Source organism: Streptomyces sp. NPDC001393 (assembly GCF_053597455.1).
The window spans coordinates 46,134-72,074 of sequence record NZ_JBSFIH010000019.1; the positions used below are offsets into that span (position 1 = coordinate 46,134).

The following is a 25,941-nucleotide window of genomic DNA, read 5'->3' on the forward strand; positions in this document are numbered from 1 at the left end:
GCACCACTCAGAAACGAGCACCACCCGCAATGCCCGCTCCCCGCATCAAGTCCCCGCACCTGCTCGTCGCCGAATCCGGCGCCGACCGCGAGGGCCACGGCCTCAAGCGCACCATGGGCCTCTTCCAGCTCATCTGCTTCGGCGTCGGCGCCATTGTCGGCACCGGCATCTTCGTCGGCCTCTCCGACTCCGTTGCCCAGGCCGGTCCGGCCGTCGTCGTCTCGTTCGTGCTCGCCGCGATCACCTGCGTCTTCACCGCCTTCTCCTTCGCGGAGCTGGGCGGCGCGATCCCGGTCTCCGGCTCGTCGTACTCCTTCGCCTACGCCGGCCTCGGCGAGTCCACCGCCTTCCTGGTCGGCTGGTGCCTGCTGCTGGAGTACGGCATCTCCATCTCGGCGGTCGCCGTCGGCTGGAGCCAGTACGTCAACGAGCTGCTGCACAGCCTCACCGGCGTCCAGCTCCCGGCCGCGCTGTCCGCGGGCCCCGGCGACGGCGGGATCATCAACCTCCCCGCCGTGATCGTCATCGCCATGGCCTCCGTGCTGCTGGTGCGCGGCGTGCGCGAGAGCGCCCGGGCGACGGCCGCCATGGCCGCGGTCAAGCTCGTCATCCTGCTGGCCTTCTGCGTGATCGGCTACAGCGCCTTCAAGCACGGCAACCTCACCCCGTTCTCCCCGGCCGGCCTCGGCGGCATCGGCGCGGGCACCACCGCCGCCTTCTTCTCCTACATCGGCTTCGACGCGATCACCACCGCCGGCGAGGAGGCGAAGAACCCGCGCCGGGACATCCCGGTCGCGATCATGGTCTGCATGGGCATCGTGACCCTGCTGTACTGCGCGGTCGCACTCGCCGCGATCGGCGCCATCGGCGGCAAGCAGGTCGCCGGCCGCCCCGCGGCCCTCTCCTACGTCGTCAACGAGGTCACCGGCTCGACCGTCGGCGGCGGTGTGATCGCCTTCGGCGCGGTCGTCGCCATCGCCTCGGTCGTCCTCGCGGTGATGTACGGCCAGACCCGCATCCTGATGTCGATGTCCCGCGACGGCCTGATCCCGCGCGTCTTCGAGAAGGTGAACCCGAAGACCTCCACGCCGGTCGCGGGCACGCTGATCGTCGCGGTCGTCTTCGCGCTCCCGGCGGCCTTCGCCTCGCTCGACGCCGTGATGAACCTGTGCACCATCGGCACGCTCGCCATCATGGCCGTCGTCAACATCGCGGTGATCGCCCTGCGCCGCCGCGAACCGGGTCTCACCCGCAGCTTCCGGGTGCCGCTCTACCCGGTGGGCCCGCTGCTCGGCGTCGCCTTCTGCCTGTACCTGATGTACGAGACCGGCTGGCAGACCTGGATCCAGTTCGCCGTGTTCCTCGCGGTGGGCCTGGTCCTCTACCTCGTCTACGGCCGCCGGCACTCCACGCTGGCGCGGACGGCCGTCCCCGACGTCACGCCGAGCGCCGCCGCTGAGCGGGAACCACAGGCAGTCTGAACCACACCGCCTTGCCCGACGGGGTGGGGCGGTGACCGCAGGACGAGCTGAGGGCGCGGATCAGCAGCAGCCCGCGCCCGCCCTCCTGCCAGACGTCGGGCTCCTCGATCACCGGCCGGGTCAGATGGCCGGGCGGCGCCGGGTCCGGGTCGTGGACCTCGACCTGGCAGCCGCTCGGCAACAGCTCCACCACCAGCTCGATCGGGCCGCGCCCGGCGGTGTGCTCCACCGCGTTGGCCACCAGCTCCGCCGTGAGCAGCTCCGCGGTGTCGCTGTCGGCCAGGTGCTCCACCTCCGCCAGGGCCGTGCGCACCAGGGCACGGGCCACGGGCACCGCCGCGGCGGTGTGCGGCAGCGCGATGCGCCAGGAGGCCGGTTCGGTGGGGCGTTCGTGCAAGGCGAGTCCGTTCATGGAGCAGGCTGTCCTGCTTTCGACTGTAGGAATGGTACGGGCCCGGCCGCTTCCGACCGTCGGCGGGCTTCGCCCGGGACCCTCGGCCCCGGTACCGGGCGGCTTACCCCGGCGAACGGCCCGCCTCGCCCGCCCGTGCCCACTGTTACGGCTCTGTCGCGGACCGGTGACGCACGTGACCGGACTCGGCCGAACGGCCGGACCCTGTCGCGTACTCGTGACGGCAGTCACAAACAGGTGATAACTTCATGGGACAGCGCAACGTACGGCACCGCCGCCCTAGGAGGCCGCACGTCATGAGTCCCTTCACCGGCTCCGCCGCCCGCACCCGCGACTGGGAGCATCTGCGCCTCCAGCTCGCCGACGGCGTCGCCACCGTCACCCTCGACCGTCCCGAGAAGCTCAACGCGCTCACCTTCGGCGCCTACGCCGACCTGCGCGACCTGCTGGCCGAGCTGTCCCGGGAGCGCGCCGTACGCGCCCTGGTGCTGGCCGGCGAGGGGCGTGGCTTCTGCTCCGGCGGCGACGTCGACGAGATCATCGGCGCCACCCTCGGCATGGACACCGCCCGGCTGCTCGACTTCAACCGGATGACCGGCCAGGTGGTACGGGCGATCAGGGAGTGCCCCTTCCCCGTGATCGCCGCGGTGCACGGGGTGGCGGCCGGCGCGGGAGCGGTCCTGGCGCTGGCGGCCGACTTCCGCGTCGCGGACCCGACCGCTCGCTTCGCCTTCCTCTTCACCCGCGTCGGCCTGTCCGGCGGCGACATGGGCGCGGCCTACCTGCTGCCCCGCGTCGTCGGACTCGGCCACGCCACCCGGCTGCTCATGCTGGGCGAACCGGTCCGGGCACCCGAGGCCGAGCGCATCGGCCTGATCAGCGAGCTGACGGACGAGGGCCGGGCCGACGAGGCGGCGCATGCGCTGGCCCGCCGGCTGGCCGACGGCCCGGCACTGGCCTACGCCCAGACGAAGGCGCTGCTGACGGCCGAGCTGGACATGCCCCTGGCGGCCGCGATCGAACTGGACGCCTCGACCCAGGCGTTGCTGATGAACGGCGAGGACTACGCCGAGTTCCACGCGGCCTTCACGGAGAAGCGCCCGCCGAAGTGGCGGGGGAGGTGAGCCGCCATGCGCGTGGCGATCATCGGCGGCGGCCCCGGTGGCCTGTACGCGGCGGCACTCCTCAAGCGGCTCGATCCCAGCCGTGACGTCACCGTCTGGGAGCGCAACGCCCCGGAGGAGACCTTCGGCTTCGGGGTCGTCCTCTCCGACGAGACCCTGGGCGGCATCGAACACGCCGACCCCGTGGTGTACCAGGCACTGCAGCGGCGTTTCGTCCGGTGGGACGACATCGACATCGTGCACCGGGGCGCCCACCAGACCTCCACGGGACACGGATTCGCGGCGGTGCGCCGGCGGACCCTGCTGAAGATCCTGCACGAGCGCTGCCGCTCCCTCGGCGTGACCATCCGGTTCGGCACCGAGGCCCCGCCTCCGGACGAACTCTCCACGACCCACGACCTCGTCATCGCCGCCGACGGCGTGCACAGCGCCACCCGCGAGGCCTACGCCCGGACCTTCCGGCCCCGGATCACCGAACACCGCTGCCGGTACATCTGGCTCGCCGCCGAGTTCCCCTTCGACGCCTTCCGCTTCGAGATCGCCGAGACCGAGCACGGCGTGATGCAACTGCACGGCTACCCGTATGCGGCCGGCGCCTCCACCGTGATCGTCGAGATGCGCGAGGAGGTGTGGCGGGCGGCGGGATTCGACGAACTCGACACCCACGAGTCCATCGAGCGCTGCGCCAAGATCTTCGCGGAAGCGCTGCGCGGCCGCCCCCTGCACTCCAACAACTCGGTGTGGACCACCTTCCGCACGGTGGTCAACGACCGCTGGTCCCACGGCAACGTCGCCCTCCTCGGCGACGCCGCCCACACCGCCCACTTCTCCATCGGCTCCGGCACCAAGCTCGCCGTCGAGGACGCGCTGGCCCTGGCCGCCTGCCTCCGGGAACAGCCGGATGTGCCGACCGCGCTGGCGGCCTACGAGGAGGAGCGCAAACCCGTCGTCGCCTCCACCCAGCGGGCCGCCCGGGCGAGCCTGGAGTGGTTCGAGAACCTGGGGCTGTACCTCGACCAGCCGCCCCGCCGCTTCGCCTTCAACCTGCTCACCCGCAGCCGCCGCGTCACCCACGACAACCTCCGGCTCCGCGACGCCCGCTTCACCGAGGCGGTCGAGCGCGAGTTCGGCTGCCCGCCCGGCACACCCCCGATGTTCACCCCCTTCCGGCTGCGCGGTCTGACCCTGCGCAACCGGGTCGTGGTGTCGCCGATGGACATGTACTCCGCCACCGACGGCGTCCCCGGCGACTTCCACCTCGTCCACCTCGGCGCCCGCGCCCTCGGCGGGGCCGGTCTGGTCATGACCGAGATGGTGTGCGTGAGCGAGGAGGGCCGCATCACGCCGGGCTGCGCCGGCCTCTACACCGGCCGGCAGGCCGAGGCGTGGCGGCGCGTGACCGACTTCGTGCACAGCCAGGCACCCGGCACCGCGATCGGCGTACAGCTCGGCCACGCCGGCCGCAAGGGGTCCACGAAGCTGATGTGGGAGGGCATGGACGAGCCGCTGCCCCGCGGCAACTGGCCACTGGTCGCGGCCTCCCCGCTGCCGTACAAGCCGGGCAGCCAGACCCCGCGGCAGCTCTCCCGGGCCCAGCTCACCGACATCCGCGAGCAGTTCACCGCCGCCGCCTGGCGGGCCGCCCGGGCCGGGTTCGACCTGCTCGAACTGCACTGCGCCCACGGCTACCTCCTCTCCGGCTTCCTCTCCCCGCTCACCAACCGGCGCACCGACGCCTACGGCGGCTCGCCGGAGCGACGGCTGAGGTTCCCGCTGGAGGTCTTCGACGCCGTACGCGCGGTGTGGCCGGCCGAGCGGCCCATGACGGTCCGCATCTCGGCCACGGACTGGGCCGAGGGCGGCACCACCGCCGAGGACGCGGTGGAGATCGCCCGCGCCTTCGCCGCCCACGGGGCCGACGCGATCGACGTCTCCACCGGGCAGGTCGTGGCCGAGGAGCGGCCGGAGTACGGGCGGTCGTACCAGACGCCGTTCGCCGACCGCATCCGGCACGAGGCGGGCGTCCCGGTGATCGCGGTCGGCGCGATCTCCTCCTGGGACGACGTCAACTCCCTGATCCTGGCGGGGCGTACGGACCTGTGCGCGCTGGGCCGTCCGCACCTGTACGACCCGCACTGGACCCTGCACGCGGCCGCCGAGCAGGGCTACGAGGGCCCGGGCGCCGCCTGGCCGGCGCCCTACCGGGCGGGCAGCCGACGCCCGCAGACCGGCCGCACGGACGCCCCCAAGCCACGGCTGTCGCTCACCTGAGCGAGCCGGTCCGGGACGGTGCCGCGGTGCGGCCGCGGCCCTCACCGGGGGAGCGGCCGGTCACACCCCCGCGAACACCGCGCCCGCGTCCCGCAGGCGCTCGTGCAGCGCGCGGAAGACCTCCGCCGAGCGCACGCCCGGCCAGCCCGCGGGGAGCAGGTGTGCGGGCAGGCCGGGGTCGGTGTACGGCAGGTGGCGCCAGGAGTCGAGGGCGAGGAGGTAGTCGCGGTAGGCCTCCTCGGGCGGGGTGGCCGGACGGCGTTCCCAGGCGTGCAGCACCGGGGCGTGCGCGTCCAGGAAGCGCTCGTGCTCCTTGGCGATCGCGGCCAGGTCCCACCAGCGGGCGACCGCCTCGGCCGTCGGCGCGAAGCCCAGGTGCTCGCCGCGGAACAGGTCCACGTACGGGTCCAGGTGCAGCCGCACGAGCGTGTGCCGTGTCTCCTCGTGCAGCCGGGCCGGGGCGATCCACACGCCGGGGGCGGCGGTGCCGAAGCCCAGGCCCGCCAGCCGGGAGCGCAGCACATGCCGCTTCTGCCGTTCCGACTCGGGGACCGAGAACACCGCGAGCACCCAGCCCTCGTCCCGCGGTGGTGCGCCGGCGTAGATCCGGCGGTCGCCGTCCTCCAGCAACTGCCGAGCCTCCGGCGAGAGTTCGTACCCGGCCGCGCCGGACTCCGTGCGGGCCGGCAGCAGCAGACCGCGCCGTTTGAGCCGGGACACCGAGGAACGGACGGAGGGCGCGTCCACGCCGACCGCGGCCAGGAGCCGGATCAGCTCGGCGACGGGCACCGGGCCGGGCATGAAGCGGCCGTACGCGCCGTAGAGCGTGACGATGAGGGACCTGGGGGCGTGCTGCTCGGACACGTTGATCATTTTAGGTCGTCGGCATCACTGCCGGTCACCTTCGGTGCGCAGCCGGAAGCGCTGCAGCTTGCCGGTGGCGGTGCGCGGGAGCGCGTCGAGGAAGACGAACTCACGCGGGCACTTGTAGGGGGCCAGTTCGGACCTGACGAACGCGCGCAGGGCTTCCGGGTCGCGCCGGGCGCCCTCGCGCAGCACGGTGTAGGCGACCACCACCTGTCCGCGGGCCTCGTCCGGGCGGCCCACGACGGCCGTCTCCACCACGTCCGGGTGCCGCAGCAGCGCGTCCTCCACCTCCGGCCCGGCGATGTTGTACCCGGCGGAGATGATCATGTCGTCGGCGCGGGCCACATAGCGGAACCAGCCGTCGGGCTCCCGGACATAGGTGTCACCGGTGATGTTCCAGCCGTCGCGCACATAGGCGCGCTGGCGCGGGTCGGCGAGGTAGCGGCAGCCGACCGGGCCGCGCACCGCGAGCAGTCCGGGCTCGCCGTCCGGCACCGGCGTGCCGTGCGCGTCCTGCACCCGCGCCTGCCAGCCCGGCACCGGCACGCCCGTGGTGCCCGGCCTGATCCGCTCGTCGGCCGCGGAGACGAAGATGTGCAGCAGTTCGGTCGCGCCGATGCCGTTGATGAGGCGCAGGCCGGTGCGCTCGTGCCAGGCCCGCCAGGTGGCCGCGGGCAGGTTCTCGCCGGCCGACACACAGCGCCGCAGCGAGGTGACGTCGTACCCGTCGAGCCGCTCCAGCATGGCCCGGTAGGCGGTCGGGGCGGTGAACAGCACCGAGACGCGGTGCTCGGCGATCGCCGGGAGCAGTTGGCGGGGGCCCGCCTGTTCCAGGAGCAGGGAGCTGGCGCCGGCCCGCATCGGGAAGACCACCAGGCCGCCGAGGCCGAAGGTGAAGCCGAGTGGGGGAGAGCCGGTGAAGACGTCGTCCGGGCGCGGGCGCAGCACATGCCGCGAGAAGGTGTCCGCGATCGCCAGCACGTCCCGGTGGAAGTGCATGCACCCTTTCGGGCGACCCGTGGTGCCCGAGGTGAACGCGATCAGGGCCACGTCGTCGGCCGCGGTGTCGACCGCCGGGTACGGCGTGCCTGGCCCGGGGCGGCGCAGGAGGTCGTCGGGACCGTCACCGCCGTACGTCGTGATCCGCAGCCCGGGTATGTCGGCCTTCGCCAGGTCCTCCACCGACCGGATGTCGCACAGCGCGTGCCGGACCAGGGCGATCTCGCACATGGTGGCCAGCTCGTGCGGGCGCTGGCGGTCCAGCACGGTGACGGCCACCGCGCCCGCCTTCAGCACGGCCAGCCAGCAGGCGGCGAGCCAGGGCGTGGTGGGGCCGCGCAGCAGCACCCGGTTGCCGGGGACCACGGCGAGGTCGCCGGTGAGCACGTGCGCGATCCGGTCCACGTGCGCGCGCAGTTCGCCGTACGTCCAGGTGGGGCCGTCAGGGGTGTGGAAGACCGGGCGGTCCGCCCCGGCGTGGTCGAGGAGTTCGGCGGCGCAGTTCAGCCGATCGGGGTACTGCAGCTCCGGCAGGTCGAACCGCAGCTCGGGCCACTCGTCCGGCGGCGGCAGATGGTCGCGCGCGAAGGTGTCGACGTGGGCCGAGCGATGCATGGCGGTTCGCCCCCTTGCCGTGACAAACGTCGAGACGGGCGTCGTGGTGGGCACCGGCGTCCTGGCGGGCTCGCGCAACGAGCGTATCGTGTTGGTGACGGCAGTCAACTGTGCGCGATAACGTCGGGACGGAGGCAGTGGCGGGACGGTGGTGTCGCCGCCGTGGCTCGCTCGTGAACCGCTGCGACGGGAGGACCGGCAGTGCCCGCATTCTCGCTCGAACCGGAGCAGACCGCCTGGTGTGCCGAGTTGCGCACGACGGCCGCGCAGCGGCTGCGCCCGCTCGCCGACAAGGGTGAGCCCGGACACGTCAACCGGCCGCTGCTCGCCGAACTCGGGCAACTGGGCCTCCTGGCCCGGCTGTTCGGCTCCGGCGCCCTCGACCTGTGCCTGATGCGGGAGTCCCTCGCCCAGTCCTGCACCGAGGCCGAGACCGCGCTCGCCCTGCAGGGCCTGGGCGCCCACCCGGTGCACGCCCACGGCAGCCCCGCCCAGCGCGAGCGCTGGCTGCCCCGGGTCGCCGACGGCAGCGCGGTGGCCGCCTTCGCGCTGAGCGAGCCGGGGGCCGGTTCGGACGCGGCCGCGCTGTCCCTGGCGGCCGAGCCCGACGGCGCCGGCCGCTGGCGGCTCACCGGCGCCAAGCGCTGGATCTCCAACGCCCCCGAGGCCGACTTCTACACCGTCTTCGCCCGCACCACGCCCGGCGCCAGAGCCCGCGGCGTGACCGCCTTCCTCGTCCCCGCCGACCGGCCCGGGCTCACCGGCACCGCCCTGGACATGCTCTCGCCGCACCCCATCGGCGCCCTGGACTTCGACGCCGTGCCGGTCACCGCGGACGACGTGCTCGGCGATGTCGACCGGGGCTTCGCCGTGGCCATGGGCACCCTCAACCTGTTCCGCCCCAGCGTCGGCGCCTTCGCGGTCGGCATGGCCCGGGCCGCGCTCGACGCCACCCTCGAACACACCCGCCGCCGCGAGGCGTTCGGCGGCCGGCTGATGGACCTGCAGACCGTCTCCCACCAGGTCGCCGAGATGGCCCTGCGCACGGAGGCGGCCCGGCTGATGGTCTACGCGGCGGCCACGGCGTACGACGAGGGCGCCGCCGACGTCCCCCAGCGCGCCGCGATGGCCAAGCTGCTCGCCACGGAGACCGCGCAGTACGTCGTCGACACCGCCGTCCAGCTGCACGGCGCCCGCGCCCTGCGCCGCGGCCACCTCCTCGAACACCTCTACCGCGAGGTGCGCGCCCCGCGCATCTACGAGGGCGCCAGCGAGGTCCAACGGGGCATCATCGCCAAGGAGTTGTACGCCCACGCCCACGATCAGGAGGTCCGGTGACGACCGAGCGCGTCAACCCGCCCGAGCTGTCCCCGCCCACGGGCTTCTCGCACGCCGTCGTCGCCGCCGGCTCGCGCGTGGTGTTCCTCGCGGGCCAGACCGCCCTCGACGTCGACGGCAAGGTCACCGGGGCCTCGCTGCCCGAGCAGTTCGAGCGGGCCCTCGGCAACCTCCTCGCCGCCCTGCGCGCGGCCGGCGGCACCCCCGCCGACCTCGCCCGGGTCACCGTCTACGCCACGGACGTCGCCGCGTACCGCGCCCACGCCGGCCGGCTCGGCCGCATCTGGCGGGACCTGGCGGGCCGGGACTACCCGGCGATGGCCGTCGTCCAGGTCGTACGGCTGTGGGACGAGCAGGCGATGGTGGAGCTGGACGGGTTCGCGGTGCTGCCGTAGGGGCCGGGGTCAGGCGGCCACGGCGAGCCGTTCCGCCGGGACCCGGCACGGCGGGACCACACTGCCGTCCGGGTGCAGTTCGCCGCTGTCGTCGAACACGATCGAGCCGTCGCACAGCAGGGTCCAGCCCTGCTCGGGGTGGGCGGCCACCGGGTGCCGCGAGGCGGGGCCGGAGGCGGGGCACGAGGACTGGTCGGAGCACATGGCGCACCTCCACATCGGGATGTGAGGGGCCGGCGGATGCGGCCGCCGCCCGTCATACACAGACCATGCTCCCGCCGTGAACGCCCCGGAACCGCGCGAGGTGAAGCGTGACAACTCCCGGACAACTCCCGGACCGTTCCATGACGCGCCACCGATGGGGTGACGGTCACGCCCGACGGCCCGGCCGACCGGTACCAGTGGAACCTCCCATTCCATGGATCCGGAGGTACCCGTGCCCCTACGCCCCGCCCTCGCCGCGGCCCTGGGCGCAGCCGCCCTGCTGTGCACCGCCGTCGCCCCGGCAGCCGCCGCCGACTCGTCCGAGACCGTGACCGTCGATCCGACCGGCCACATCGCCAAGGACGGCACGATCACCCTGACCGGCACCTACCGCTGCACCGATGCCTCCGGTGTCGCCTTCGTCAGCACCACGGTCAGCCAGGGAGACCGCACGTCCGTGTACGGCATCGGCGGCACCCCCGCCCGGTGCGACGGCGCCGAGCACCGCTGGGAGAACACCGGCAGGATCTCGCCGAAGCAACTGAAGGCCGGCAAGGCCCATGTGCAGGCGACGGTCACGGACCTGCGCTCCGGCGGCGGCCTGCTGCTGTTGCTGCCGGACTTCCACGCCGTCCAGGAGCAGGACGTCACCCTCACCCAGAAGTGACGGACGTCCCGCTGCGCCGGGTGGCCCGGTACACCCTCCCGTCCCGGGCCACCCGGCGCACCCACGGCGCCCGGCGTCAGGAGCGCTGCCAGCTGTGCGGCGCGTGGAAGGCGTGCGGGCGCCAGGAGGTGGTGCCGGGGGAGGAGGGCTCCGCACCGGCGCCGGCGAGGGCGCCCCGGCTGAGCAGCAGCACCGTGAGGGCGGCCAGCTCCTCGTCGGTGGCCTCGCCCTTCTCGACGCGGATCGGCGGAACGGGGGCGGACGCGGGGGACGACGTGGGGGACAGGGACATGGGGACCTCCGTCACTGAGGGGGATTGCCGTGCTTGCGTGCGGGGCGCTCGGCGTGTTTGGCGCGGAGCATCGCGAGCGCGCCGATGAGGACGGCGCGGGTGTCGGCCGGGTCGATCACGTCGTCGACCAGGCCGCGTTCGGCCGCGTAGTACGGGTGCATCAGCTCGGCCCGGTACTCCTTGACCAGCTCCGCCCGCATGGCCTCGGGATCGTCGGCCTCGGCGATCCGCCGCCGGAAGATGACGTTCGCGGCGCCCTCGGCGCCCATCACCGCGATCTCGTTGGTCGGCCAGGCGTAGGTCAGGTCGGCGCCGATCGACCGGGAGTCCATGACGATGTACGCGCCGCCGTAGGCCTTGCGCAGGATCAGCGAGATACGGGGCACGGTGGCGTCGCAGTAGGCGTAGAGCAGCTTGGCGCCGTGCCGGATGATGCCGCCGTGCTCCTGGCCGACGCCCGGCAGGAAGCCGGGCACGTCGAGCAGGGTGACGATCGGGATGCTGAACGCGTCGCACAGCTGCACGAACCGGGCCGCCTTCTCGGACGCCTCGATGTCCAGCACCCCGGCCAGGGTCTGCGGCTGGTTGGCGACGATCCCGACGACGTGGCCGTCCAGCCGGGCCAGCGCGCAGATGATGTTGCGGGCCCAGCGCTGGTGCACCTCCAGGTACTCGCCGTGGTCGACGATCTCCTCGATCACCCGGGTCATGTCGTACGGCCGGTTGCCGTCGGCCGGTACCAGGTCCGCGAGCGCGGGGCAGCGCCGGCCGTCCGGGTCGTCGCAGGGCACCGCGGGCGGGTTCTCCCGGTTGTTGCGTGGCAGCAGGGAGAGCAGGTAGCGGACCTCCTCCAGGCAGGTCTCCTCGTCGTCGTAGGCGAAGTGGCAGACGCCGGAGGTCTCGGCGTGGACGTCGGCGCCGCCGAGGCCGTTCTGGGTGATCTCCTCGCCGGTCACCGCCCTGACCACGTCCGGGCCCGTGATGAACATCTGCGAGGTCCCGCGCACCATGAAGACGAAGTCGGTCAGGGCGGGCGAGTAGGCGGCGCCGCCCGCGCAGGGCCCGAGCATCACGCTGATCTGCGGGATCACCCCGGAGGCGGCGGTGTTGCGGCGGAAGATGCCGCCGTACCCGGCGAGCGCGGTCACGCCCTCCTGGATGCGGGCGCCCGCACCGTCGTTCAGGGAGACCAGGGGTGCGCCGGCCGCGATGGCCATGTCCATGATCTTGTGGATCTTGGCGGCGTGGGCCTCGCCCAGCGCCCCGCCGAAGATCCTGAAGTCATGGGCGTAGACGAAGACGGTACGTCCCTCGACGGTGCCCCAGCCGGTGACCACGCCGTCGGTGTACGGCCGCTTCGTCTCCAGACCGAACCCGGTCGCCCGGTGCCGGCGCAGCGGCTCGACCTCGTGGAACGAGCCCTCGTCCAGGAGCAGGCCGATCCGTTCGCGTACGGTCAGCTTGCCCTTGGCCCGCTGGGCGGCTGTCGCCTTCTCGCCGGGGCCGGCGAGCACGCGTGCGCGCAGTTCGGCCAGTTCCGCGACCTGGGACTTCATCTCTGCCTGCCTCTGCGTGAGGAGTTCTCTTCGGTGGCGTCGCCCCGGCGATCGTGACAACCGGGGCTGACCGTCGGCTGACGGGCCGCTTGCGCGTCAACTGCCGGACAGATCAGGCCGGTTGGAGGAGCCGGTCGCCGGTGAGGGCCGGGTCGTGGGAGAGGATCGCGTTCTCGACCCGGCGCAGCGCGGGGGAGGGCTGGATGCCGAGTTCGTCGTCCAGCCGGCGCCGCATCCGGTGGAAGACGTCCAGGGCGTCGGCCTGCCGTCCCGAGCAGTACAGGGCGACCATCAACTGCTCGCAGAACCGTTCCCGCAACGGGTGGTTGGCATGGGCGTCGGCCAGTTCCGCGAGCACGGCCGCGTGGTGGCCGAGCCGCAGCTCGGCGTCGAAGCGCAGCTCCATCGCCCGCATCCGGTGCTCCTCGTAGCGGGCGCCCGCCAGCTGGCACAGGGTCCCGCCGGGAAAGCCGCCGAAGACCGGCCCGCGCCACAGCGCCAGCGCGTCCCCGAGCAGCCGGGCGGTGCGCTCGGCGTCCTGAGGCCCGGCGGACTCGGCCAGCCGCACCGCCCGGACGAACTCGGCCGCGTCCAGCTCGCCCTCACCCAGCCCCAGCCGGTAGCCGGCCGGATGCATCGTCACCCGCGACACCGGCCGCTCCGGCTCCAGCGCCCGGAGCCTGCGGCGCAGCCGGCTGATGTGCGCCTGCAGGGCGTTGGCCTGGTTGTCCGGTACGGCCTCGCCCCACATCTCCTCGGCCAGGCTCTCCCCGGAGACCGGCCGGCCCTCGCAGACCAGCAGCGTCTGCACCAGGATGCGCTGCAGATCGCCCGGCACGTCCGCCGGACCGGCGTCGGTGCGTATCTGCAGTGGCCCGAGAACGGAGAACCTCAGCATGTCATTCCCCCTTGATGACCCTTGACGACAATTCCTCGGCGACGGTGTTTCCGGTGCAGTGCGGTGGAAAAACGGGAGGCCGAACGCGCCACGCCCCGGCGGGCCTATTCTCTCGCGGCCCGCCGGGGCGGTTGCTCCGCCGGGACGGGGGGCGGCCGGCGGTTTCTGGGAAACCGGTCTCCGTCGCCTTCGACGGAGTACCGGCTGAGGGTGAGTCTGTTTCCGCGCGCCGGACCAGTCAATTCGATTTCACCCGTGTACGGAAATCTTGGTCCGACTGCCGTCCACGTCCTTCACATTGGCAGTGCGCGCTGACGGAATGCTGACGCGCTTCTGACGCACGGCAATGAATTTCCAACTGCCCTTTTCCTGGGCGTCCCGGCGGTGCTGTACTCGCTTCGACACTCCCTTGCCGTGAAAACGCTCCCGAAAGGGGTACGGGAATGACCGCGACCACCACCGAAACCGCCACCGGAAACCGGGTGCTGGAGGCGATAAGCAGGCACACCGCGAGCGAGAACCCGAGTTCGTTCCTGGCACTCAACAGCGGAAACAGCACCTTCACCGTCCCGGGCACGGACGGCGTCGTCGTCCACCGCCGCACCGGCCGCTGGGCCGTGCAGTTCGGCGGCCCCTTCGCCGCCGAGGAGGACTACGACACCCTCCTGGACGCCTTCCGGAGCCACGTCCGCGCCGAGGGCCTCAGCCTCGTCGGCGTCCAGCTCCAGCGCACGGACGCCGAGCGCTACGCCCGGCACGGCTTCACCGTCAACCAGGTCGGCGCCTCCTGGGCGGTGAGCCTCGACGGGTTCACCCTGCGCGGCACCAAGTTCATGCAGCTGCGCAACAAGATCTCCCGCGCCCACCGCAACGGCCTGGTGATCCAGGAGGTCGACGCGGCCGACGTGACCGAGGCCATCGCCACCATCGATGCGGCCTGGCTCGGCTCCAAGGGCGGCGCCCAGCAACTGGAGTTCCTCGTCGGCCAGATCGGCGGCGAGGCCCAGGCACACCGTCGGCTGTTCACCGGCACCATCGACGGCGCCCCGGTCGCCTACATCTCCTACTCGCCGGTGTACGGCAGCCGGGCCGGCTGGATGCACGACCTCAGCCGCCGCATCCCCGAGGGCTCCCCGGGCCTGATGGAAGCCATCAACGCGCACGCCGTCGAGGTGTTCCGGGCCGAGGGCGTCGAGTGGCTGCACTTCGGGTTCACGCCGTTCACCGGCCTGGACGCGAGCCATGAACTCGACGGCCACAGCCCGGCCTTCCAGTGGCTGATGCACGCCCTGTGGGCCGAGGGCGCGGCGCTGTACCCGGCGCAGACCCAGCTGTCGTACAAGCAGAAGTGGGCGCCGGACCTGCTCATCCCCGAGTACGTCGCCTTCGACGGCCCGCAGGCCTCACTGCCCGGGTTCGCGCACATCTTCCGTGCCTGCAACGCCTTCTGACGCCACATCACACCGAACCTTCACCCCGACAGGAGACACATCATGAGCCAGACCACCGAGGAACTCCAGCACGCCATGGTCGAGCAGCTCATGGCCGTCATCGGCGCCCCCGACGACCAGCAGGTCGCCGAGGCCGCCGACGCGGTCGTCCGCGCCCTCGACGAGCGGCTGCGCACCGAGGCCGCCGCCTGAGCGCGCCCGGCTGGATCAGACCGGCATCAGTGCCACATCAGTACGGCACGGAACGCTGGACACACGTCCGCCCGGCGGTCCGGGCCCGGGAGCACCGCACTGTGCTCCCGTCGCCCGGGTGCGCCGGGCGGACCCCGACAGGACCTGTCCCGCGACGGTGACCGCACGCGGGAGCCGAAGTCGACTCGCGGCGCCCGCAGCTCCGCGGGGCAGCGGCGCCGCCGCCCGCACCGGGCACTTCTCCCAAGGAGAGCAACGCATGCAGCGTCCGCACACCCAGACGGCCGGGGTGCCGGCCTTTGAGGCCGCCCCGCGCCCCGGCGCCTCGGCGACCTTCGCCGAACTGCTCAAACGGGTCAAGGCCGAGGGCCTGCTCGACCTCGACCCCCGCTACTACGTGGGCAAGCTCGCCCTCAACACCACCCTGCTGCTCATCGGCTTCGCCGCCTTCTTCGAGCTGGGCGACACCTGGTGGCAGCTTGTCACGGCCCTGTGGATGGGCCTGTGCGGCGGCCAGTCGGCGTTCATGTGGCACGACGCCGGCCACAAGGCGATGTTCCGCAGCAAGAAGGCCGCCTCCGCGGTCGGCTACATCCACGCCAACCTGGTCAACGGGGTCAGCTACGGCTGGTGGGTCAACCACCACAACCGGCACCACAGCAACCCCAACCACCTGGACATGGACCCGGACATCGGCCGGCGCACCGCCATCTTCGACATCAAGCAGTACCCCACCCGCAAGGGCACCCAGAAGTTCGTCGTGCGCTACCAGAGCGTGCTGTTCTTCGTGCTGCTCGTGCTGGAGGGCTTCAAGATGCTGAAGACGGCCGTGCTGTCGATCGCCCAGGGCAGGACCAAGCGGCCGGTGCTGGAGACGTTCCTGATCCTGCTGCGCGCCGCCGTCTACCTCACGTGCGTCTTCACCGTCCTGTCCCCGGCGCTCGCGGTCGCGTTCATCGTCGTCCAGCACGCCGCCCTCGGCGTCTACTTCGGCATGATCTTCGCCCCCAACCACAAGGGCATGCAGATCCGCGACGGCGAGGAGGAGACCCTGGACTGGCTGGAGCGGCAGGTCCTCACCTCCCGCAACATCCGGCCCAGCCTGCTCATCGACTTCCTCTACGGCGGCCTCAACTACCAGGTGGAACACCATCTGTTCCCGGCCATGCCGCAGAAGAACCTGCCGCGCGCCCGGGAGCTGACCATGCAGTACTGCGCCGAACGCGGCGTGCCGTACCACGAGGTCGGGTTCTGGGCCTCCTACCGCGAGGTCGCCTCCTACCTCCACGAGGTCAGCGCGCCCGTCCGCCGCGGTGACGTGGAGGAACAGATCCGGCGCCGCGCCATGGAATCGGTCTGATCACCCACCCCGTCACGGCAGCGCCCACTTCACCCCACACCCCACACCCCGGCCCCCGGGCCGCACGCCCGGGCCCGCCGGTGGCCCGGGCGGTTCCTTGACCGGGGGCGGACCCGAACCCCACGCAGGAGTCAGTAAGGAGCCAGCCCATGTCCCAGACCACCGCGGCGGCGGGCGGTGTCACCGCTGCCGCCCCGATCGGCGCCCGCCTGGACCGGCTGCCGATCACCGCGCTGCACCGCAGACTCACCGCGGTCATCGGTGTCGGCCTGTTCTTCGACACCTTCGAGAACAACCTGTCCGGCACCATCGGCAAGGTGCTGCAGAGCGACTTCGGCTTCGGCGCGACCTCGCTCAAGCTCGTCCTGGCCTCCGCTTTCCTCGGCCAGTTCCTGGGCTCGCTGACGCTCGGCCGGATCGCCGACCGGTTCGGCCGGCGCCGGGCCTTCCAGGTCAACCTGGCCGTCTACTCGGTCTGTTCCCTGCTCGGCGCCCTCTCGCCGAACGCCGCCTGGCTGATCGTGACCCGTTTCCTCGCCGGTCTCGGCATCGGCGCCGAACAGGCCCTGTCGGACTGCTACTTGGCGGACGTCCTGCCCGCCTCCAGGCGCGGCCGGTTCATCGCCCACGCCTACACCCTCGCCTTCTGCGGGGTCCCCGCGGTCGGCTTCGCCGCCCTGTGGCTGGTGCCCCGGACCCCGCTCGGCGTGGCCGGCTGGCGCTGGCTGTTCGTGCTCGGCGCGCTCGGCTCGGCCGTCGTATGGCTGCTGCGCCGGGGGCTGATCGAGTCCCCACGCTGGCTGGCGGCGAACGGCCGCACCGCGGAGGCCGAGAGGCTGGTGGCCCGGATGGAGGCCGAGGCGGGCGGCCGGGCACTCGTGCCGGACCGGCCCGCACCCCGGGCCGACGCCGCGGTCGACGACGCCCGGCTGCGGGACGTCCTCGGCCCCGGCCTGCGCCGACGCACCCTCGTGCTCTGGCTCTTCTGCGTGCTCTCGGTCGTCGGCTACTACGGCTTCGGCACCCTCGCCCCGCAGATCGTCGCCGCCAAGGGCTACGGCGTCGTCGCCGGACTCGGCTTCACCGCACTGTCCTTCCTCGGCTACCCCGTGGGCTCCGCGCTCGCCCTGCCGGTCGTGGACCGCGTCGAGCGCCGCACCCTGATCGCCCTGTCGGCGGCCGCGATGGTCGTGGCCGGACTCGGCTTCGCGTACGCGGACTCGGCGGAGCTGATCGTGGTGTGCGGCTTCGCCTACACGCTCTGCAGCAACGTCTTCTCCAGCGTCTCCCACGTGTACCTGTCCGAGCAGTACCCCACCGCGATCCGGGCCACCGCCGCCGGCGCCGCCTACTCGCTGTCCAAACTCAGCGCCGCCGCACTGCCGTTCGTCCTGCTCCCGGTCCTCGACGCACACGGCGCCGGCGCCCTGTTCGCCGTCATCGCCGCCGCCATGGCCGTCCTGGCGCTCACCGTGCTGACCCTGGGCGAGCGCACCACCGGAACCCCGGTCGACTGAACCCTCCCCGTACCAGAAGGAGTTGAAGATGGCCTACGTCATCGGACTGCCCTGCGTCGACGTCAAGGACCGCTCCTGCATCGACGAATGCCCCGTCGACTGCATCTACGAAGGCCGCCGCGCCCTGTACATCCACCCGGACGAATGCGTGGACTGCGGCGCCTGCGAACCGGTCTGCCCGGTCGACGCCATCTACTTCCAGGACGACCTGCCCGAGGAGTGGGGCGGCGACCACGCGGCCTCCAACGCCGACTTCTTCGCGGGCCTCGGCTCGCCCGGCGGCGGCAGTGCCCTCGGCCCCCAGGACCACGACTCGGCACTGGTGAGCGCGCTGCCCAAGGGGGTTCCGGTGGCCGGCGCGTGAGCCAGGCAGCGAAAAGGGGCGGGAGTGAGACTCCCGCCCCTTTTTGGTGTCCTCACTCGGTGGCGCCGCCCGGCAGGATCCGCCGGAAGCCGGTGTACGGCACCAGCGCCTCGGGCAGCACCACGGACCCGTCGTCCCGGACGCCCTGCTCCAGCAGCGCCGCCACGGTCCGCCCGATGGGCAGGGCCGACCCGTTCAGGGTGGCCGCCGGGGTCTTGCGGCCGTCGGCACCCCTGACCCGGATGTCCGCGCGGCGGGCCTGGAAGGTGCCGCAGTCGGAGACCGAGGAGATCTCACGGAAGGAGCCGCCGCCCGGCAGCCAGACCTCGATGTCGTACGTCATCCGCGCCGAGAAACCCATGTCGCCCGCGGGCAGCAGCACGGTACGGAAGGACAGTTCGAGGCGGCGCAGGCACTCCTCGGCGTGTCCGACCATCAGCTGAAGCTGCTCCTGCGCCCGCTCCGGGGCGCAGATCCGCACCAGCTCCACCTTCTCGAACTGGTGCAGCCTGAGCACACCGCGGGTGTCCCGGCCGTACGCCCCCGCCTCCGCGCGGAAGCAGGGGGTGCGGGCGGTGAACGCGTACGGCAGGCTCCGCGCGTCCAGCAGCTGCCCGGCCACCAGGTTGGTCAGCGGCACCTCGGCGGTCGGGATCAGGAACAGTTCCCGGTCGCCGACCTGGGTGCGGAACAAGTCCTCCTCGAACTTGGGCAGTTGACCGGTGCCGGTCATGGTGTCCCGGCTGACCAGGAACGGCACGGACTGCTCGGTGTAGCCGTGCTCGCGGGTGTGCAGGTCGAGGAAGAAGTCGCCGAGGGCCCGCTCCAGCCGGGCACCGGCTCCCCGGGCCACGCTGAACCGGGCGCCGGACAGCCGGGCCGCCGCGGCGGAGTCGAGGATGCCGAGCGCCTCACCGATCTCGGCGTGGTGGCGGGCCCCGTCCGCCGGACGCGGCGCCGGCCCGTCCCGTCGTACCTCCACGGCCTCCTTCTCGGAGTCACCGTCCGGGACCGTGTCCAGCGGCAGGTTGGGGATCGAGAGCATCAGCTCGCTCAGCTCGCCGGCGGCCTTCCGGGCAACGCTCTCCGCCTGCTGCACCTCAGCCCGCAGCGCCCGCGCGGCCTCCTTCTCCGCCTCGGTCGGCGGGCCGGAGCGGCGGGCCTTGGCCGTGCGGTTCAGCTCGGTGCGCAGCCGGGTGACCTCGGCCTGCGCGGCGGAGCGGTCGCGCAGGGCGGCGCTCAGCGCCTCCAGGTCGAGGTCGTGGCGGCGGCGGGCCAGGCGCCGTACGGCGTCGGGGCCCGCCTCGATCAGCTCGTGGGGATCATGCATGGCGGTCTCCTGTCAGGGCGGGGGAGGGTGCCGGGGCGGGGGCGGCGAGGTGCCGGGTGCCGAGCCGGCGGTAGCGCAGCGGGCGGGCCGAGCGCATGCGGGCGGCGTACGCCAGACCGCCCAGCGCGACCAGCGGCAGCAGCCAGGGCAGGGCGGCGATCACCTTCGAGGGGGAGCCGGTGAGCATGTCGAAGTTGCCGACGACCAGCCAGACGGAGGCGGCCAGCCCGGTGAAGCCGAGCAGCGGGGCGAGGGTCTCCCGCCACCAGTGCCCGCCGCCCCCGCGCAGCCGCAGCCCGAGCACGGACAGCGCGGCCAGTGCCTGCAGCGCGACGATGCCGAGGGTGCCGAGGCCGAGCATGCTGGTGGTCAGGTCGGCGTACGGGTCGAGGCCGGCCACGGCGAAGGCGGCCACGACCACCGCGGTCAGCGCGCTCTGCGCGAGGCTCGCCCGGTGCGGGGAGCCGTGCCGGGCGTGCTCGGCGGCCAGGGCGCCCGGCAGCAGACCGTCCTCGGCGAGGACCTGCGCATACCGGTTGGCGGCGCTGTGCAGCGCCAGCGTCGCCGCGAACAGGCTGGTGCACAGCAGCACCTGGAGCCCCGTGCTGCCCGCCTTGCCGAGGAAGTCGTCGCCGAGCACGAAGAACAGGTCGCCCATCTCCTTGCCCGCGACCTCCCGCACCCGGCCACTGCCGACCGCACCCACCGCAAGCCAGCTGGTCAGCGCGTAGAAACCGGCGATCAGCACGACGGCCGCGTACGTGGCCCGGGGCACACTGCGCCGGGGGTCCCTCGCCTCCTTGCCGTACAGCGCGGCCGACTCGAAGCCGATGAAGGAGACGAACGCGAACATCAGCGACACACCGACGCCGGGGCCCACGGCCGTGTGCGGCGAGAAGGAGGCGGTGGGCAGGGCATGCAGTCCGTGCCGCGTGAGGATGGCCACGTCCAGCGCGGCCAGCACGCCGATCTCACCCAGCATCAGCAGGGCGAGCACCCGGGCGCTGAGCGCGATCTCCCGGTACCCGAGCACGGCGGTCAGCACCAGCCCGACGGCCGCACACCACTCCCAGGACACGGTCAGTCCGTGGGCGGCGAGGACGAGGTGGGTGAAGTAGCCGAGCGCGCCCGCGAGCCCGATGGTGGCGCAGTTGTAGGAGAGCAGCGCGACATACCCGGCCGCGACGGCGGGCGGCCTGCCGAGTCCGTCGGCGACGGAGGCGTAGAAGCCACCGGAGCCTCCGGTACGACGGGCACTGACCGCGTACCCGACCGAGAAGCACAGCAGGGTCACTCCGGCGAACAGGAACGCCGCGGGCACGCCGGCGCCGTCACCGAAGGCGAACGCGAGCGGGACCGTACCGACCATCGCGGACAGCGGTGCGGCGGCGGCGACGATGAGAAACAGGATGTGCCCGGTACCGAGCCGGCCGGGTGGGGAGGGGGAACGACGGGTGGAACCACTGGTGGACATGGGGGACTCCAGAGCAGGGAGGACCTGAGAAAGGGGGAACAGCCGCCCGCGGAGCTCTCTCGGCGGACGGCTGCTTGCGCATGTGTGCTCAGGCGGGGGCGATCGCCAGCGCCGTGTTCTGCCCGCCGAAGCCCAGGGAGTTGCTCAGCGCCAGGTCGATGGGCATCTCGGTCAGGGTCTGCGCCAGCTTGATCTCGATCCGGGGATCGGGCATGACCAGGCCCGCGACGGGCGGAATCAGTTCGTGCTCCACACTCAGCACGGCGAACGCGGCCTCCACCGCCCCCGCCGCGCCCAGCAGATGACCGGTGACTCCCTTCGTGGACGTGACCAGCGGATCCCCGCGCAGGGTCCGCTGGATCATGCGAGCCTCGGACAGGTCGTTCAGCGGTGTCGACGTGCCGTGGGCGTTCACGTGCTGCACGTCGTCCGGGTCGGCACCCGCGTCCGCGAGAGCGGCTCGCACCGCGGCCTCGATGCCCGTGCCGTCCGGATGCGGTGACGTCATGTGGTGGGCGTCGGCCGTCGCTCCGTAGCCGATGATCCGGCCGTGGATGTGGGCGCCCCGCGCCCGCGCGTCGGCCACCCGCTCCATCACGAGGATCCCGGCACCCTCGCCCGCGACGAAGCCGTCCCGGTCGGCGTCGAACGGCCGGGACGCGGACGCCGGGTCGTCGTGCCGCTTCGACAGCGCGCCCATCTGCGCGAACCCGGCCATGACCAGCGGGGTGATCATGGCCTCGCTGCCCCCGGCCAGCACGATGTCGCACCGGCCGAGCGCCAGCAGGTCCCGCGCGGTGCCGATGGCGGTCGCGCCCGAGGCACAGGCCGTCGCCACCACCAGGTTGGGCCCGGTCGCCCCGAACTCGATGGCCGTCTGGCCGGCCAGCATGTTCGGCAGCTGCATGGGCAGCAGCAGCGGCGACACCCGGTCGGCGCCGTGCTCGCGCAGCACATGGTGCTGGTCCTCGACCGTGCCCGGACCGCCGTCGGCGCAGCCCAGCACCACACCCACCCGCGCGCCGTCCCAGGTCTGCGGGTCCAGGCCCGCGTCGGCCACCGCCTCGTGCGCGGCGACCAGCGCGAACTGCACGAACCTGTCCAGCCGGTGGGCGCGCCGCGCACTCAGCAGGGTCTCGGGGTCGAAGCCGGGCACCCGGCAGGAGATCTGTACGGGGTTGTCCGCCAGCACCGGATCGAGGGCGGCGGCCGGCCTGCCGTCGCAGACCGCCGCCCAGCTCGGCCCGACCCCGATCCCGCCGGGGGTGATCAGGCCGAGCCCGGTGACGGCGATGTCCATGCCGGCCATCAGACCGTCGCGCTCCGCTCCTCCATGAGCCGGACCATGTCGGCCACGGTCTCGGCCTCCAGGAGATCGTCGTCGCTGATGTCCAGGCCCAGCTCGGACTTCAGCAGCAGCGACAGCTCCACCACGGCCAGCGAGTCCAGCTCGATGTCCTCCCGGGTGGCCTCAGGGGTGATGGCCTCGGGCGCCACCTTGAGCTTGTTGGACAGGATTTCCTTGAGCTGCTCCAGCATGTCGGTTCCTTTCCAGGTATGTGCTGACGGTCGATCAGATGGTCTGCAGCTCCGGCCAGATGACAGTGGCCGCACCCCACGACAGGCCGCCGCCGAACGCGGTGAGCAGCACTCGGTGGCCCGCGGCGAGCCGCCCCTCGGCGGTGGCCTCGGCGAGCAGCAGCGGAATCGAGGCGGCGCCGGTGTTGCCGACCCGCTCGATGTTGCTCAGCCGGCGTTCGGCGGGGATGCCGAGCCGGTCCGAAACCGCCTCCAGGATCCGGGCGTTGGCCTGGTGGGCCACGAACCGGTCGACGTTGCTCAGGTGCCAGCCGGCCCGCACGGTGGCCTCGGTGGACGCGGCGGTCATGTGCGCCACCGCGTGCCGGTAGGTGTCCCGGCCGAGCATCTGGAAGAAGTGGTCCCGCGGGGCGGCCGGACGGCCGGTGGACCGCTGCCGGGAGCCGCCCGCGGGCACCTCGATCAGATGGCTCAGCTCGCCGTCGCTGCCGAGCACCAGCGGCCCGACGGCCCCCGGTTCGGCGGGCGAGCCGGCCCGCAGCACGACCGCGCCCGCGCCGTCCGCGAAGATCACCGCGGTGGTGCGGTCGGCCGGGTCGATGATCGTCGTGAAGGCGTCGGCGGCGATCAGCAGCACGCTGTCCGCGACGCCGGCCGCGATCAGCCCCGCGGCGGACGCGAGGCCGTAGAGGAACCCGGAGCAGACGGCCGCCACGTCGAAGGCCGGCACCGGTCCGAGCCCCAGCCGCGCGGCCACCTGCGGTGCGGTGGCCGGGCAGGGCTGGTCCGGGGTGGTGGTGGCGAGCACCACCGCCCCGACGCGCTCGTCCCCGGCGGACTTCAGGGCCCGCAGGCCCGCCTCGACCGCCAGGTCGCCGGTGGAGGTGCCCGGCGACACGACGTACCGTTCGGCGATCCCGGTGCGGGACCGGATCCAGGAGTCGGAGGTCTCCAGCCGGGCCGAAAGGTCGTCGTTGGTCACCCGGTTGGGCGGGACGTACGACCCGATCCCGGTGACGACCGCGGCCCGCCCGGTGCTCATGCGCCGGCCTCGGACGAGAGGACCTCGACGGGCAGGCCCATGTAGGCCATGCGGACCTCGGCCATCTCGTCGGTCCACCGCTCGGCCATGTCGTAGCGCTGCTCGGCGGTGGTGTCGAGCAGCCGCACGCCCGGCCAGATCTCGTAGTCGCCGATGAGGTCCGCGTGCCGGGCCATGCCCTCCTGGAACAGCTCCTCGCGGTGGATGACGAACTCCCGGTCCGGGATCTCGTCCCACAGCTTCACGCCCGCGCGCAGGATCTGAAGCAGCCTGGGCTTGTACTCCGGGTGCTCGATCACATGGTCGCGCAGGATGGTGCTGGCCACGGTGAGGTGCCTGATCTCGTCGATGGCCGTGCCGCGCGAGATCTCGCCGGTCGCCGGGGACAGCGGGGTCCACTTGCGCTCGCTCAGCTCGGCGGCCGGGGCGAGCACGCCCTCGATGATGATGGCGAACACGGCGACCCCACCGGGGAAGTCGGCCTGGTCGCGGACGATGTCCAGGGTGAAGTCCACCACCGGGTCCAGGACCCGCCCCCGGTAGTCCCGGGCCATCTCCTCGATGTCCTTCAGCAGGGTGTGCTGCGGGATGCCCAGCTCCACCAGGTGCTGGCGGAAGACCCGGGCGTGCCGGGCCTCGTCGAGCAGCTGGGTGGCGTAGAACTCCATCTGGGGGATGCCGGGCGCGATCGAGACGTAATGGCCGAGCAGCCGGGTGGCCAGCTCCTCCGCCAGCGCCCGGAAGCCGAACTCCAGCACCAGAGCCTCACGCAACGGGCCGGGCGCCTTCAGGAAGTCCGGGGTGAGCGCGTTCGCGTGGTGGCCGGTCGCCCCTCGGCCCCGCAGGGTGCCCTGGGCGACCGAGGTGATCCAGTAGGCAAGGTCGCACTCCTCGGGGCCGAGGGTGAGTTCCTTCGCGCCGTCCAGCAGACCGGGCGCCTTCTCCCAGTCCGCCTCGGGAGCAATGGATGACGAGGTCATGACGCGGCGGCCTCCTTCGCCGGGCGCAGGGAGCCGGCGTACAGCCCGCCGGCGTAGGAGAACAGCGGGATCCCGTCGTCCGCGGTGGCCCGCACGACGTGGCCGAGCAGCAGTTCGCTGTCGCCCGCCGGGTGCGCGGAGTGGAAGCGGCAGACGTAGTGGGCGAGCGCGCCCGCGATCAGCGGGGCGTGCGCGTAGCGGTCCGCCGTCCAGGCCAGGCCCGCGAAGGCCGCGTCGCCGTCGGGCCGGGAGCTGTCCGCGAACCGCCGTGCCACGTCGGCCTGTTCGGCGCCGAGCACATTGATCGCGAACCGGCCCTCCGCGGCCGCCAGCCGGGCGAAGGACGAGCCCGCCCGCAGCACGACCCCGACGAGCAGGGGCTCGCGCGAGACGAGGGTGACCGTGCTGGCGGTCGTGCCGTGCATATGGTCCTCGGGGCCGGTGGTCAGCAGGGACACCGGCGAGGCGAGGTGGTACAGGGCGCGCCGGCGCTCGGCGGGGTCCTGCCGGACCGGGCGTCGTACCTCCGTGGCGGTGGTCATCGCACGGCCTCCGTCTCGCGTACGACACGTGCGGGCACGTGTCCGACCGGCACCGGGTCCATGGCGTGCCCGACCGGCTTCGGGTGCGGCAGCCCCAGGTCGTCCAGCAGCCGCAGATAGCCCTCCTGGCGCACCGGCTCGAAGGGCAGCGCGAAGGACTTCATGAAGTTGCCGAACAGGCCGCGGTCGCCGAACAGATGGAAGGGCAGCACCAGCAGCGCCCACTCCGGCCTGACCAGCCAGCACCACAGCGCGGCGACCGCGCCCTGGGTGATGAGGCTGTGCATGACGTTGTAGAGGACGTAGTACGCCTTGGGGATCGGCCGGCCGCCGCTCCTGCGGAACGCGATCGCGCCGGGGATGTAGCCGATCAGGTCGATGTAGAGGAACAGTCCGAGCGCCGGCAGCCAGCGGATGTCGCCGAAGTGGTAGACGATCAGGCCGGTGGTGACGGCGAGGCCCACCAGGTACTCGGCGCGGTGCAGCGAGTAGGTGCGCGGGGTCTCGAAGGGGTTCGCCTGGTCCATGGTCAGCTCCTCGCGCGGGTCCTAGGCGCCGACCGCGGCGGGTGTGGTGAGTTCGATGCCGCCCTGGATGCGCACGGCCGGGAACAGGCCGGTCAGCGCCCAGGCGACGGTCTCCTTGATGACCCGCTCGGCGATCGGGTCGAGGATGCCCTCCAGGCTCGGGATGCCGAAGTCGAAGTCGGCGTCGAAGCGGACCGTGACGTCCGCGCCGGACTGCCGGACGGACCAGGTCCCGGAGAAGGAGTCGAAGTCCCCGTCGGACTGCTCGAAGCGGATCGCGCCCTCCTCCGGCACGACCGTGTCGTCCTCGGTCCAGCGCAGCAGGCCGCTGCGGAAGTGCAGCTCCCAGCTGGAGGAGGCCTTCGGGTCGGGGTAGGAGGCGTGCACGGTGGTCGCGTTGACGTGGGGCGCGAGGTCCGGGTACCGCTCCCAGCGCCGTACGGCGTGCAGGACCGTGTCGGCCTGCTCCGCGGGTATCAGGGCATCGAGTTCGACGTGCCGCAC

Annotated in this window: 27 protein-coding genes; 11 read left to right on the forward strand and 16 right to left on the reverse strand. The window is 72.6% G+C overall.

Going from position 1 to position 25,941, the window contains the following annotated elements; all coding sequences use genetic code 11:
* Window positions 1-29 precede the first annotated feature (29 nt).
* Window positions 30-1,481 (forward strand): amino acid permease, encoded by a 1,452-nt coding sequence (locus ACWC2T_RS21470; RefSeq protein ID WP_450671938.1) that lies wholly within the window; start codon window positions 30-32, stop codon window positions 1,479-1,481.
* Here the strand turns inward: ACWC2T_RS21470 and ACWC2T_RS21475 are convergent.
* The gene (locus ACWC2T_RS21475) at window positions 1,438-1,893 is read right to left on the reverse strand and encodes an ATP-binding protein (RefSeq protein WP_450671939.1); all 456 of its coding nucleotides are present in this window, start codon (window positions 1,891-1,893) and stop codon (window positions 1,438-1,440) included. The two genes, ACWC2T_RS21470 and ACWC2T_RS21475, sit on opposite strands and share 44 nt — an antisense overlap.
* Before the next feature lie 296 nt (window positions 1,894-2,189).
* Here ACWC2T_RS21475 and ACWC2T_RS21480 point away from each other — a divergent pair, with 296 nt between their 5' ends.
* Together ACWC2T_RS21480 and ACWC2T_RS21485 are read left to right on the forward strand one after the other, a co-directional pair.
* Window positions 2,190-3,017 carry an enoyl-CoA hydratase family protein gene (locus tag ACWC2T_RS21480; protein ID WP_450671940.1) on the forward strand — a complete coding sequence of 276 codons (828 nt, stop codon included), beginning with the start codon at window positions 2,190-2,192 and terminating at the stop codon, window positions 3,015-3,017.
* 6 nt (window positions 3,018-3,023) lie between these two features.
* The gene (locus ACWC2T_RS21485) at window positions 3,024-5,288 is read left to right on the forward strand and encodes a bifunctional salicylyl-CoA 5-hydroxylase/oxidoreductase (protein WP_450671941.1); all 2,265 of its coding nucleotides are present in this window, start codon (window positions 3,024-3,026) and stop codon (window positions 5,286-5,288) included.
* Window positions 5,289-5,348: 60 nt separating this feature from the next.
* On the opposite strand, the gene ACWC2T_RS21490 is transcribed toward ACWC2T_RS21485, so the two are convergent.
* Both ACWC2T_RS21490 and ACWC2T_RS21495 read right to left on the reverse strand, forming a co-directional pair.
* Complete coding sequence (locus ACWC2T_RS21490; protein ID WP_450671942.1) at window positions 5,349-6,161, reverse strand: PaaX family transcriptional regulator; 813 nt, start codon at window positions 6,159-6,161, stop codon at window positions 5,349-5,351.
* A gap of 15 nt (window positions 6,162-6,176) precedes the next feature.
* Window positions 6,177-7,769, reverse strand: coding sequence for an AMP-binding protein (locus tag ACWC2T_RS21495; RefSeq protein ID WP_450671943.1), 1,593 nt, complete (start codon window positions 7,767-7,769; stop codon window positions 6,177-6,179).
* A gap of 201 nt (window positions 7,770-7,970) precedes the next feature.
* On the opposite strand from ACWC2T_RS21495, the gene ACWC2T_RS21500 reads away from it, so the two are divergent.
* Both ACWC2T_RS21500 and ACWC2T_RS21505 read left to right on the forward strand, forming a co-directional pair.
* Window positions 7,971-9,107 (forward strand): acyl-CoA dehydrogenase family protein, encoded by a 1,137-nt coding sequence (locus tag ACWC2T_RS21500; RefSeq protein WP_450671944.1) that lies wholly within the window; start codon window positions 7,971-7,973, stop codon window positions 9,105-9,107.
* Window positions 9,104-9,502: a RidA family protein gene (locus ACWC2T_RS21505; RefSeq protein ID WP_450671945.1), complete on the forward strand. Its 399-nt coding sequence runs from the start codon at window positions 9,104-9,106 to the stop codon at window positions 9,500-9,502. Before ACWC2T_RS21500 ends, ACWC2T_RS21505 begins: the two co-directional genes overlap by 4 nt.
* A 9-nt stretch (window positions 9,503-9,511) precedes the next feature.
* Here the strand turns inward: ACWC2T_RS21505 and ACWC2T_RS21510 are convergent, their stop codons facing one another.
* Window positions 9,512-9,706, reverse strand: a complete 195-nt coding sequence (locus ACWC2T_RS21510) for a DUF5999 family protein (RefSeq protein WP_450671946.1) — start codon at window positions 9,704-9,706, stop codon at window positions 9,512-9,514.
* A 232-nt stretch (window positions 9,707-9,938) separates the two neighbouring features.
* Between ACWC2T_RS21510 and ACWC2T_RS21515 the strand changes: the two genes are divergently transcribed.
* Complete coding sequence (locus ACWC2T_RS21515; RefSeq protein ID WP_450672001.1) at window positions 9,939-10,373, forward strand: DUF6299 family protein; 435 nt, start codon at window positions 9,939-9,941, stop codon at window positions 10,371-10,373.
* A 76-nt stretch (window positions 10,374-10,449) separates the two neighbouring features.
* Here the strand turns inward: ACWC2T_RS21515 and ACWC2T_RS21520 are convergent, their stop codons facing one another.
* The 3 genes from ACWC2T_RS21520 to ACWC2T_RS21530 form a co-directional block, all read right to left on the reverse strand.
* Window positions 10,450-10,665, reverse strand: a complete 216-nt coding sequence (locus ACWC2T_RS21520) for an acyl-CoA carboxylase subunit epsilon (protein WP_450671947.1) — start codon at window positions 10,663-10,665, stop codon at window positions 10,450-10,452.
* An 11-nt stretch (window positions 10,666-10,676) separates the two neighbouring features.
* Complete coding sequence (locus tag ACWC2T_RS21525; protein ID WP_450671948.1) at window positions 10,677-12,221, reverse strand: acyl-CoA carboxylase subunit beta; 1,545 nt, start codon at window positions 12,219-12,221, stop codon at window positions 10,677-10,679.
* Window positions 12,222-12,333: 112 nt separating this feature from the next.
* Window positions 12,334-13,119, reverse strand: a complete 786-nt coding sequence (locus ACWC2T_RS21530) for an AfsR/SARP family transcriptional regulator (RefSeq protein ID WP_450671949.1) — start codon at window positions 13,117-13,119, stop codon at window positions 12,334-12,336.
* Window positions 13,120-13,562: 443 nt separating this feature from the next.
* On the opposite strand from ACWC2T_RS21530, the gene ACWC2T_RS21535 reads away from it, so the two are divergent.
* The 5 genes from ACWC2T_RS21535 (at window position 13,563) to fdxA (ending at window position 18,003) form a co-directional block, all read left to right on the forward strand.
* Window positions 13,563-14,570 (forward strand): DUF2156 domain-containing protein, encoded by a 1,008-nt coding sequence (locus ACWC2T_RS21535; protein ID WP_450671950.1) that lies wholly within the window; start codon window positions 13,563-13,565, stop codon window positions 14,568-14,570.
* Window positions 14,571-14,612: 42 nt separating this feature from the next.
* A complete protein-coding gene (locus tag ACWC2T_RS21540) occupies window positions 14,613-14,762 on the forward strand; it encodes a hypothetical protein (RefSeq protein WP_450671951.1) in 150 nt (49 codons plus the stop codon).
* A 259-nt stretch (window positions 14,763-15,021) separates the two neighbouring features.
* Window positions 15,022-16,122, forward strand: a complete 1,101-nt coding sequence (locus ACWC2T_RS21545) for a fatty acid desaturase family protein (RefSeq protein WP_450671952.1) — start codon at window positions 15,022-15,024, stop codon at window positions 16,120-16,122.
* A 149-nt stretch (window positions 16,123-16,271) separates the two neighbouring features.
* The gene (locus ACWC2T_RS21550) at window positions 16,272-17,639 is read left to right on the forward strand and encodes an MFS transporter (protein WP_450671953.1); all 1,368 of its coding nucleotides are present in this window, start codon (window positions 16,272-16,274) and stop codon (window positions 17,637-17,639) included.
* 28 nt (window positions 17,640-17,667) lie between these two features.
* Window positions 17,668-18,003: a ferredoxin gene (gene fdxA, locus ACWC2T_RS21555; RefSeq protein WP_450671954.1), complete on the forward strand. Its 336-nt coding sequence runs from the start codon at window positions 17,668-17,670 to the stop codon at window positions 18,001-18,003.
* Window positions 18,004-18,055: 52 nt separating this feature from the next.
* Here the strand turns inward: fdxA and serS are convergent, their stop codons facing one another.
* The 9 genes from serS to ACWC2T_RS21600 all read right to left on the reverse strand — a co-directional run bounded on the left by serS (window position 18,056) and on the right by ACWC2T_RS21600 (window position 25,941).
* Window positions 18,056-19,333: a serine--tRNA ligase gene (gene serS / locus ACWC2T_RS21560; protein ID WP_450671955.1), complete on the reverse strand. Its 1,278-nt coding sequence runs from the start codon at window positions 19,331-19,333 to the stop codon at window positions 18,056-18,058.
* Window positions 19,326-20,807 (reverse strand): APC family permease, encoded by a 1,482-nt coding sequence (locus ACWC2T_RS21565; protein WP_450671956.1) that lies wholly within the window; start codon window positions 20,805-20,807, stop codon window positions 19,326-19,328. The genes serS and ACWC2T_RS21565 overlap by 8 nt, the downstream gene beginning before the upstream one ends.
* An 88-nt stretch (window positions 20,808-20,895) precedes the next feature.
* Window positions 20,896-22,116, reverse strand: a complete 1,221-nt coding sequence (locus ACWC2T_RS21570; RefSeq protein ID WP_450671957.1) for a beta-ketoacyl-[acyl-carrier-protein] synthase family protein — start codon at window positions 22,114-22,116, stop codon at window positions 20,896-20,898.
* Window positions 22,116-22,346 (reverse strand): acyl carrier protein, encoded by a 231-nt coding sequence (locus tag ACWC2T_RS21575; protein ID WP_450671958.1) that lies wholly within the window; start codon window positions 22,344-22,346, stop codon window positions 22,116-22,118. Before ACWC2T_RS21575 ends, ACWC2T_RS21570 begins: the two co-directional genes overlap by 1 nt.
* Before the next feature lie 34 nt (window positions 22,347-22,380).
* Window positions 22,381-23,388: a beta-ketoacyl-ACP synthase III gene (locus tag ACWC2T_RS21580; RefSeq protein ID WP_450671959.1), complete on the reverse strand. Its 1,008-nt coding sequence runs from the start codon at window positions 23,386-23,388 to the stop codon at window positions 22,381-22,383.
* Complete coding sequence (locus tag ACWC2T_RS21585) at window positions 23,385-24,368, reverse strand: VlmB-like protein (protein WP_450671960.1); 984 nt, start codon at window positions 24,366-24,368, stop codon at window positions 23,385-23,387. Before ACWC2T_RS21585 ends, ACWC2T_RS21580 begins: the two co-directional genes overlap by 4 nt.
* Complete coding sequence (locus ACWC2T_RS21590) at window positions 24,365-24,910, reverse strand: flavin reductase family protein (protein ID WP_450671961.1); 546 nt, start codon at window positions 24,908-24,910, stop codon at window positions 24,365-24,367. Before ACWC2T_RS21590 ends, ACWC2T_RS21585 begins: the two co-directional genes overlap by 4 nt.
* Window positions 24,907-25,437: a hypothetical protein gene (locus ACWC2T_RS21595; protein ID WP_351211016.1), complete on the reverse strand. Its 531-nt coding sequence runs from the start codon at window positions 25,435-25,437 to the stop codon at window positions 24,907-24,909. Before ACWC2T_RS21595 ends, ACWC2T_RS21590 begins: the two co-directional genes overlap by 4 nt.
* A gap of 21 nt (window positions 25,438-25,458) precedes the next feature.
* Window positions 25,459-25,941, reverse strand: coding sequence for a type II toxin-antitoxin system RatA family toxin (locus ACWC2T_RS21600; RefSeq protein ID WP_450671962.1), 483 nt, complete (start codon window positions 25,939-25,941; stop codon window positions 25,459-25,461).

Coding starts and splice junctions, on each gene's coding strand:
- ACWC2T_RS21470 (WP_450671938.1), top strand. CDS start 30: ATGCCCGCTCCCCGCATCAAGTCCCCGCACCTGCTCGTCGCCGAATCC.
- ACWC2T_RS21475 (WP_450671939.1), bottom strand. CDS start 1,893: ATGAACGGACTCGCCTTGCACGAACGCCCCACCGAACCGGCCTCCTGG.
- ACWC2T_RS21480 (WP_450671940.1), top strand. CDS start 2,190: ATGAGTCCCTTCACCGGCTCCGCCGCCCGCACCCGCGACTGGGAGCAT.
- ACWC2T_RS21485 (WP_450671941.1), top strand. CDS start 3,024: ATGCGCGTGGCGATCATCGGCGGCGGCCCCGGTGGCCTGTACGCGGCG.
- ACWC2T_RS21490 (WP_450671942.1), bottom strand. CDS start 6,161: ATGATCAACGTGTCCGAGCAGCACGCCCCCAGGTCCCTCATCGTCACG.
- ACWC2T_RS21495 (WP_450671943.1), bottom strand. CDS start 7,769: ATGCATCGCTCGGCCCACGTCGACACCTTCGCGCGCGACCATCTGCCG.
- ACWC2T_RS21510 (WP_450671946.1), bottom strand. CDS start 9,706: ATGTGCTCCGACCAGTCCTCGTGCCCCGCCTCCGGCCCCGCCTCGCGG.
- ACWC2T_RS21520 (WP_450671947.1), bottom strand. CDS start 10,665: ATGTCCCTGTCCCCCACGTCGTCCCCCGCGTCCGCCCCCGTTCCGCCG.
- ACWC2T_RS21525 (WP_450671948.1), bottom strand. CDS start 12,221: ATGAAGTCCCAGGTCGCGGAACTGGCCGAACTGCGCGCACGCGTGCTC.
- ACWC2T_RS21530 (WP_450671949.1), bottom strand. CDS start 13,119: ATGCTGAGGTTCTCCGTTCTCGGGCCACTGCAGATACGCACCGACGCC.
- ACWC2T_RS21535 (WP_450671950.1), top strand. CDS start 13,563: ATGACCGCGACCACCACCGAAACCGCCACCGGAAACCGGGTGCTGGAG.
- ACWC2T_RS21540 (WP_450671951.1), top strand. CDS start 14,613: ATGAGCCAGACCACCGAGGAACTCCAGCACGCCATGGTCGAGCAGCTC.
- ACWC2T_RS21545 (WP_450671952.1), top strand. CDS start 15,022: ATGCAGCGTCCGCACACCCAGACGGCCGGGGTGCCGGCCTTTGAGGCC.
- ACWC2T_RS21550 (WP_450671953.1), top strand. CDS start 16,272: ATGTCCCAGACCACCGCGGCGGCGGGCGGTGTCACCGCTGCCGCCCCG.
- fdxA (WP_450671954.1), top strand. CDS start 17,668: ATGGCCTACGTCATCGGACTGCCCTGCGTCGACGTCAAGGACCGCTCC.
- serS (WP_450671955.1), bottom strand. CDS start 19,333: ATGCATGATCCCCACGAGCTGATCGAGGCGGGCCCCGACGCCGTACGG.
- ACWC2T_RS21565 (WP_450671956.1), bottom strand. CDS start 20,807: ATGTCCACCAGTGGTTCCACCCGTCGTTCCCCCTCCCCACCCGGCCGG.
- ACWC2T_RS21570 (WP_450671957.1), bottom strand. CDS start 22,116: ATGGCCGGCATGGACATCGCCGTCACCGGGCTCGGCCTGATCACCCCC.
- ACWC2T_RS21575 (WP_450671958.1), bottom strand. CDS start 22,346: ATGCTGGAGCAGCTCAAGGAAATCCTGTCCAACAAGCTCAAGGTGGCG.
- ACWC2T_RS21580 (WP_450671959.1), bottom strand. CDS start 23,388: ATGAGCACCGGGCGGGCCGCGGTCGTCACCGGGATCGGGTCGTACGTC.
- ACWC2T_RS21585 (WP_450671960.1), bottom strand. CDS start 24,368: ATGACCTCGTCATCCATTGCTCCCGAGGCGGACTGGGAGAAGGCGCCC.
- ACWC2T_RS21590 (WP_450671961.1), bottom strand. CDS start 24,910: ATGACCACCGCCACGGAGGTACGACGCCCGGTCCGGCAGGACCCCGCC.
- ACWC2T_RS21595 (WP_351211016.1), bottom strand. CDS start 25,437: ATGGACCAGGCGAACCCCTTCGAGACCCCGCGCACCTACTCGCTGCAC.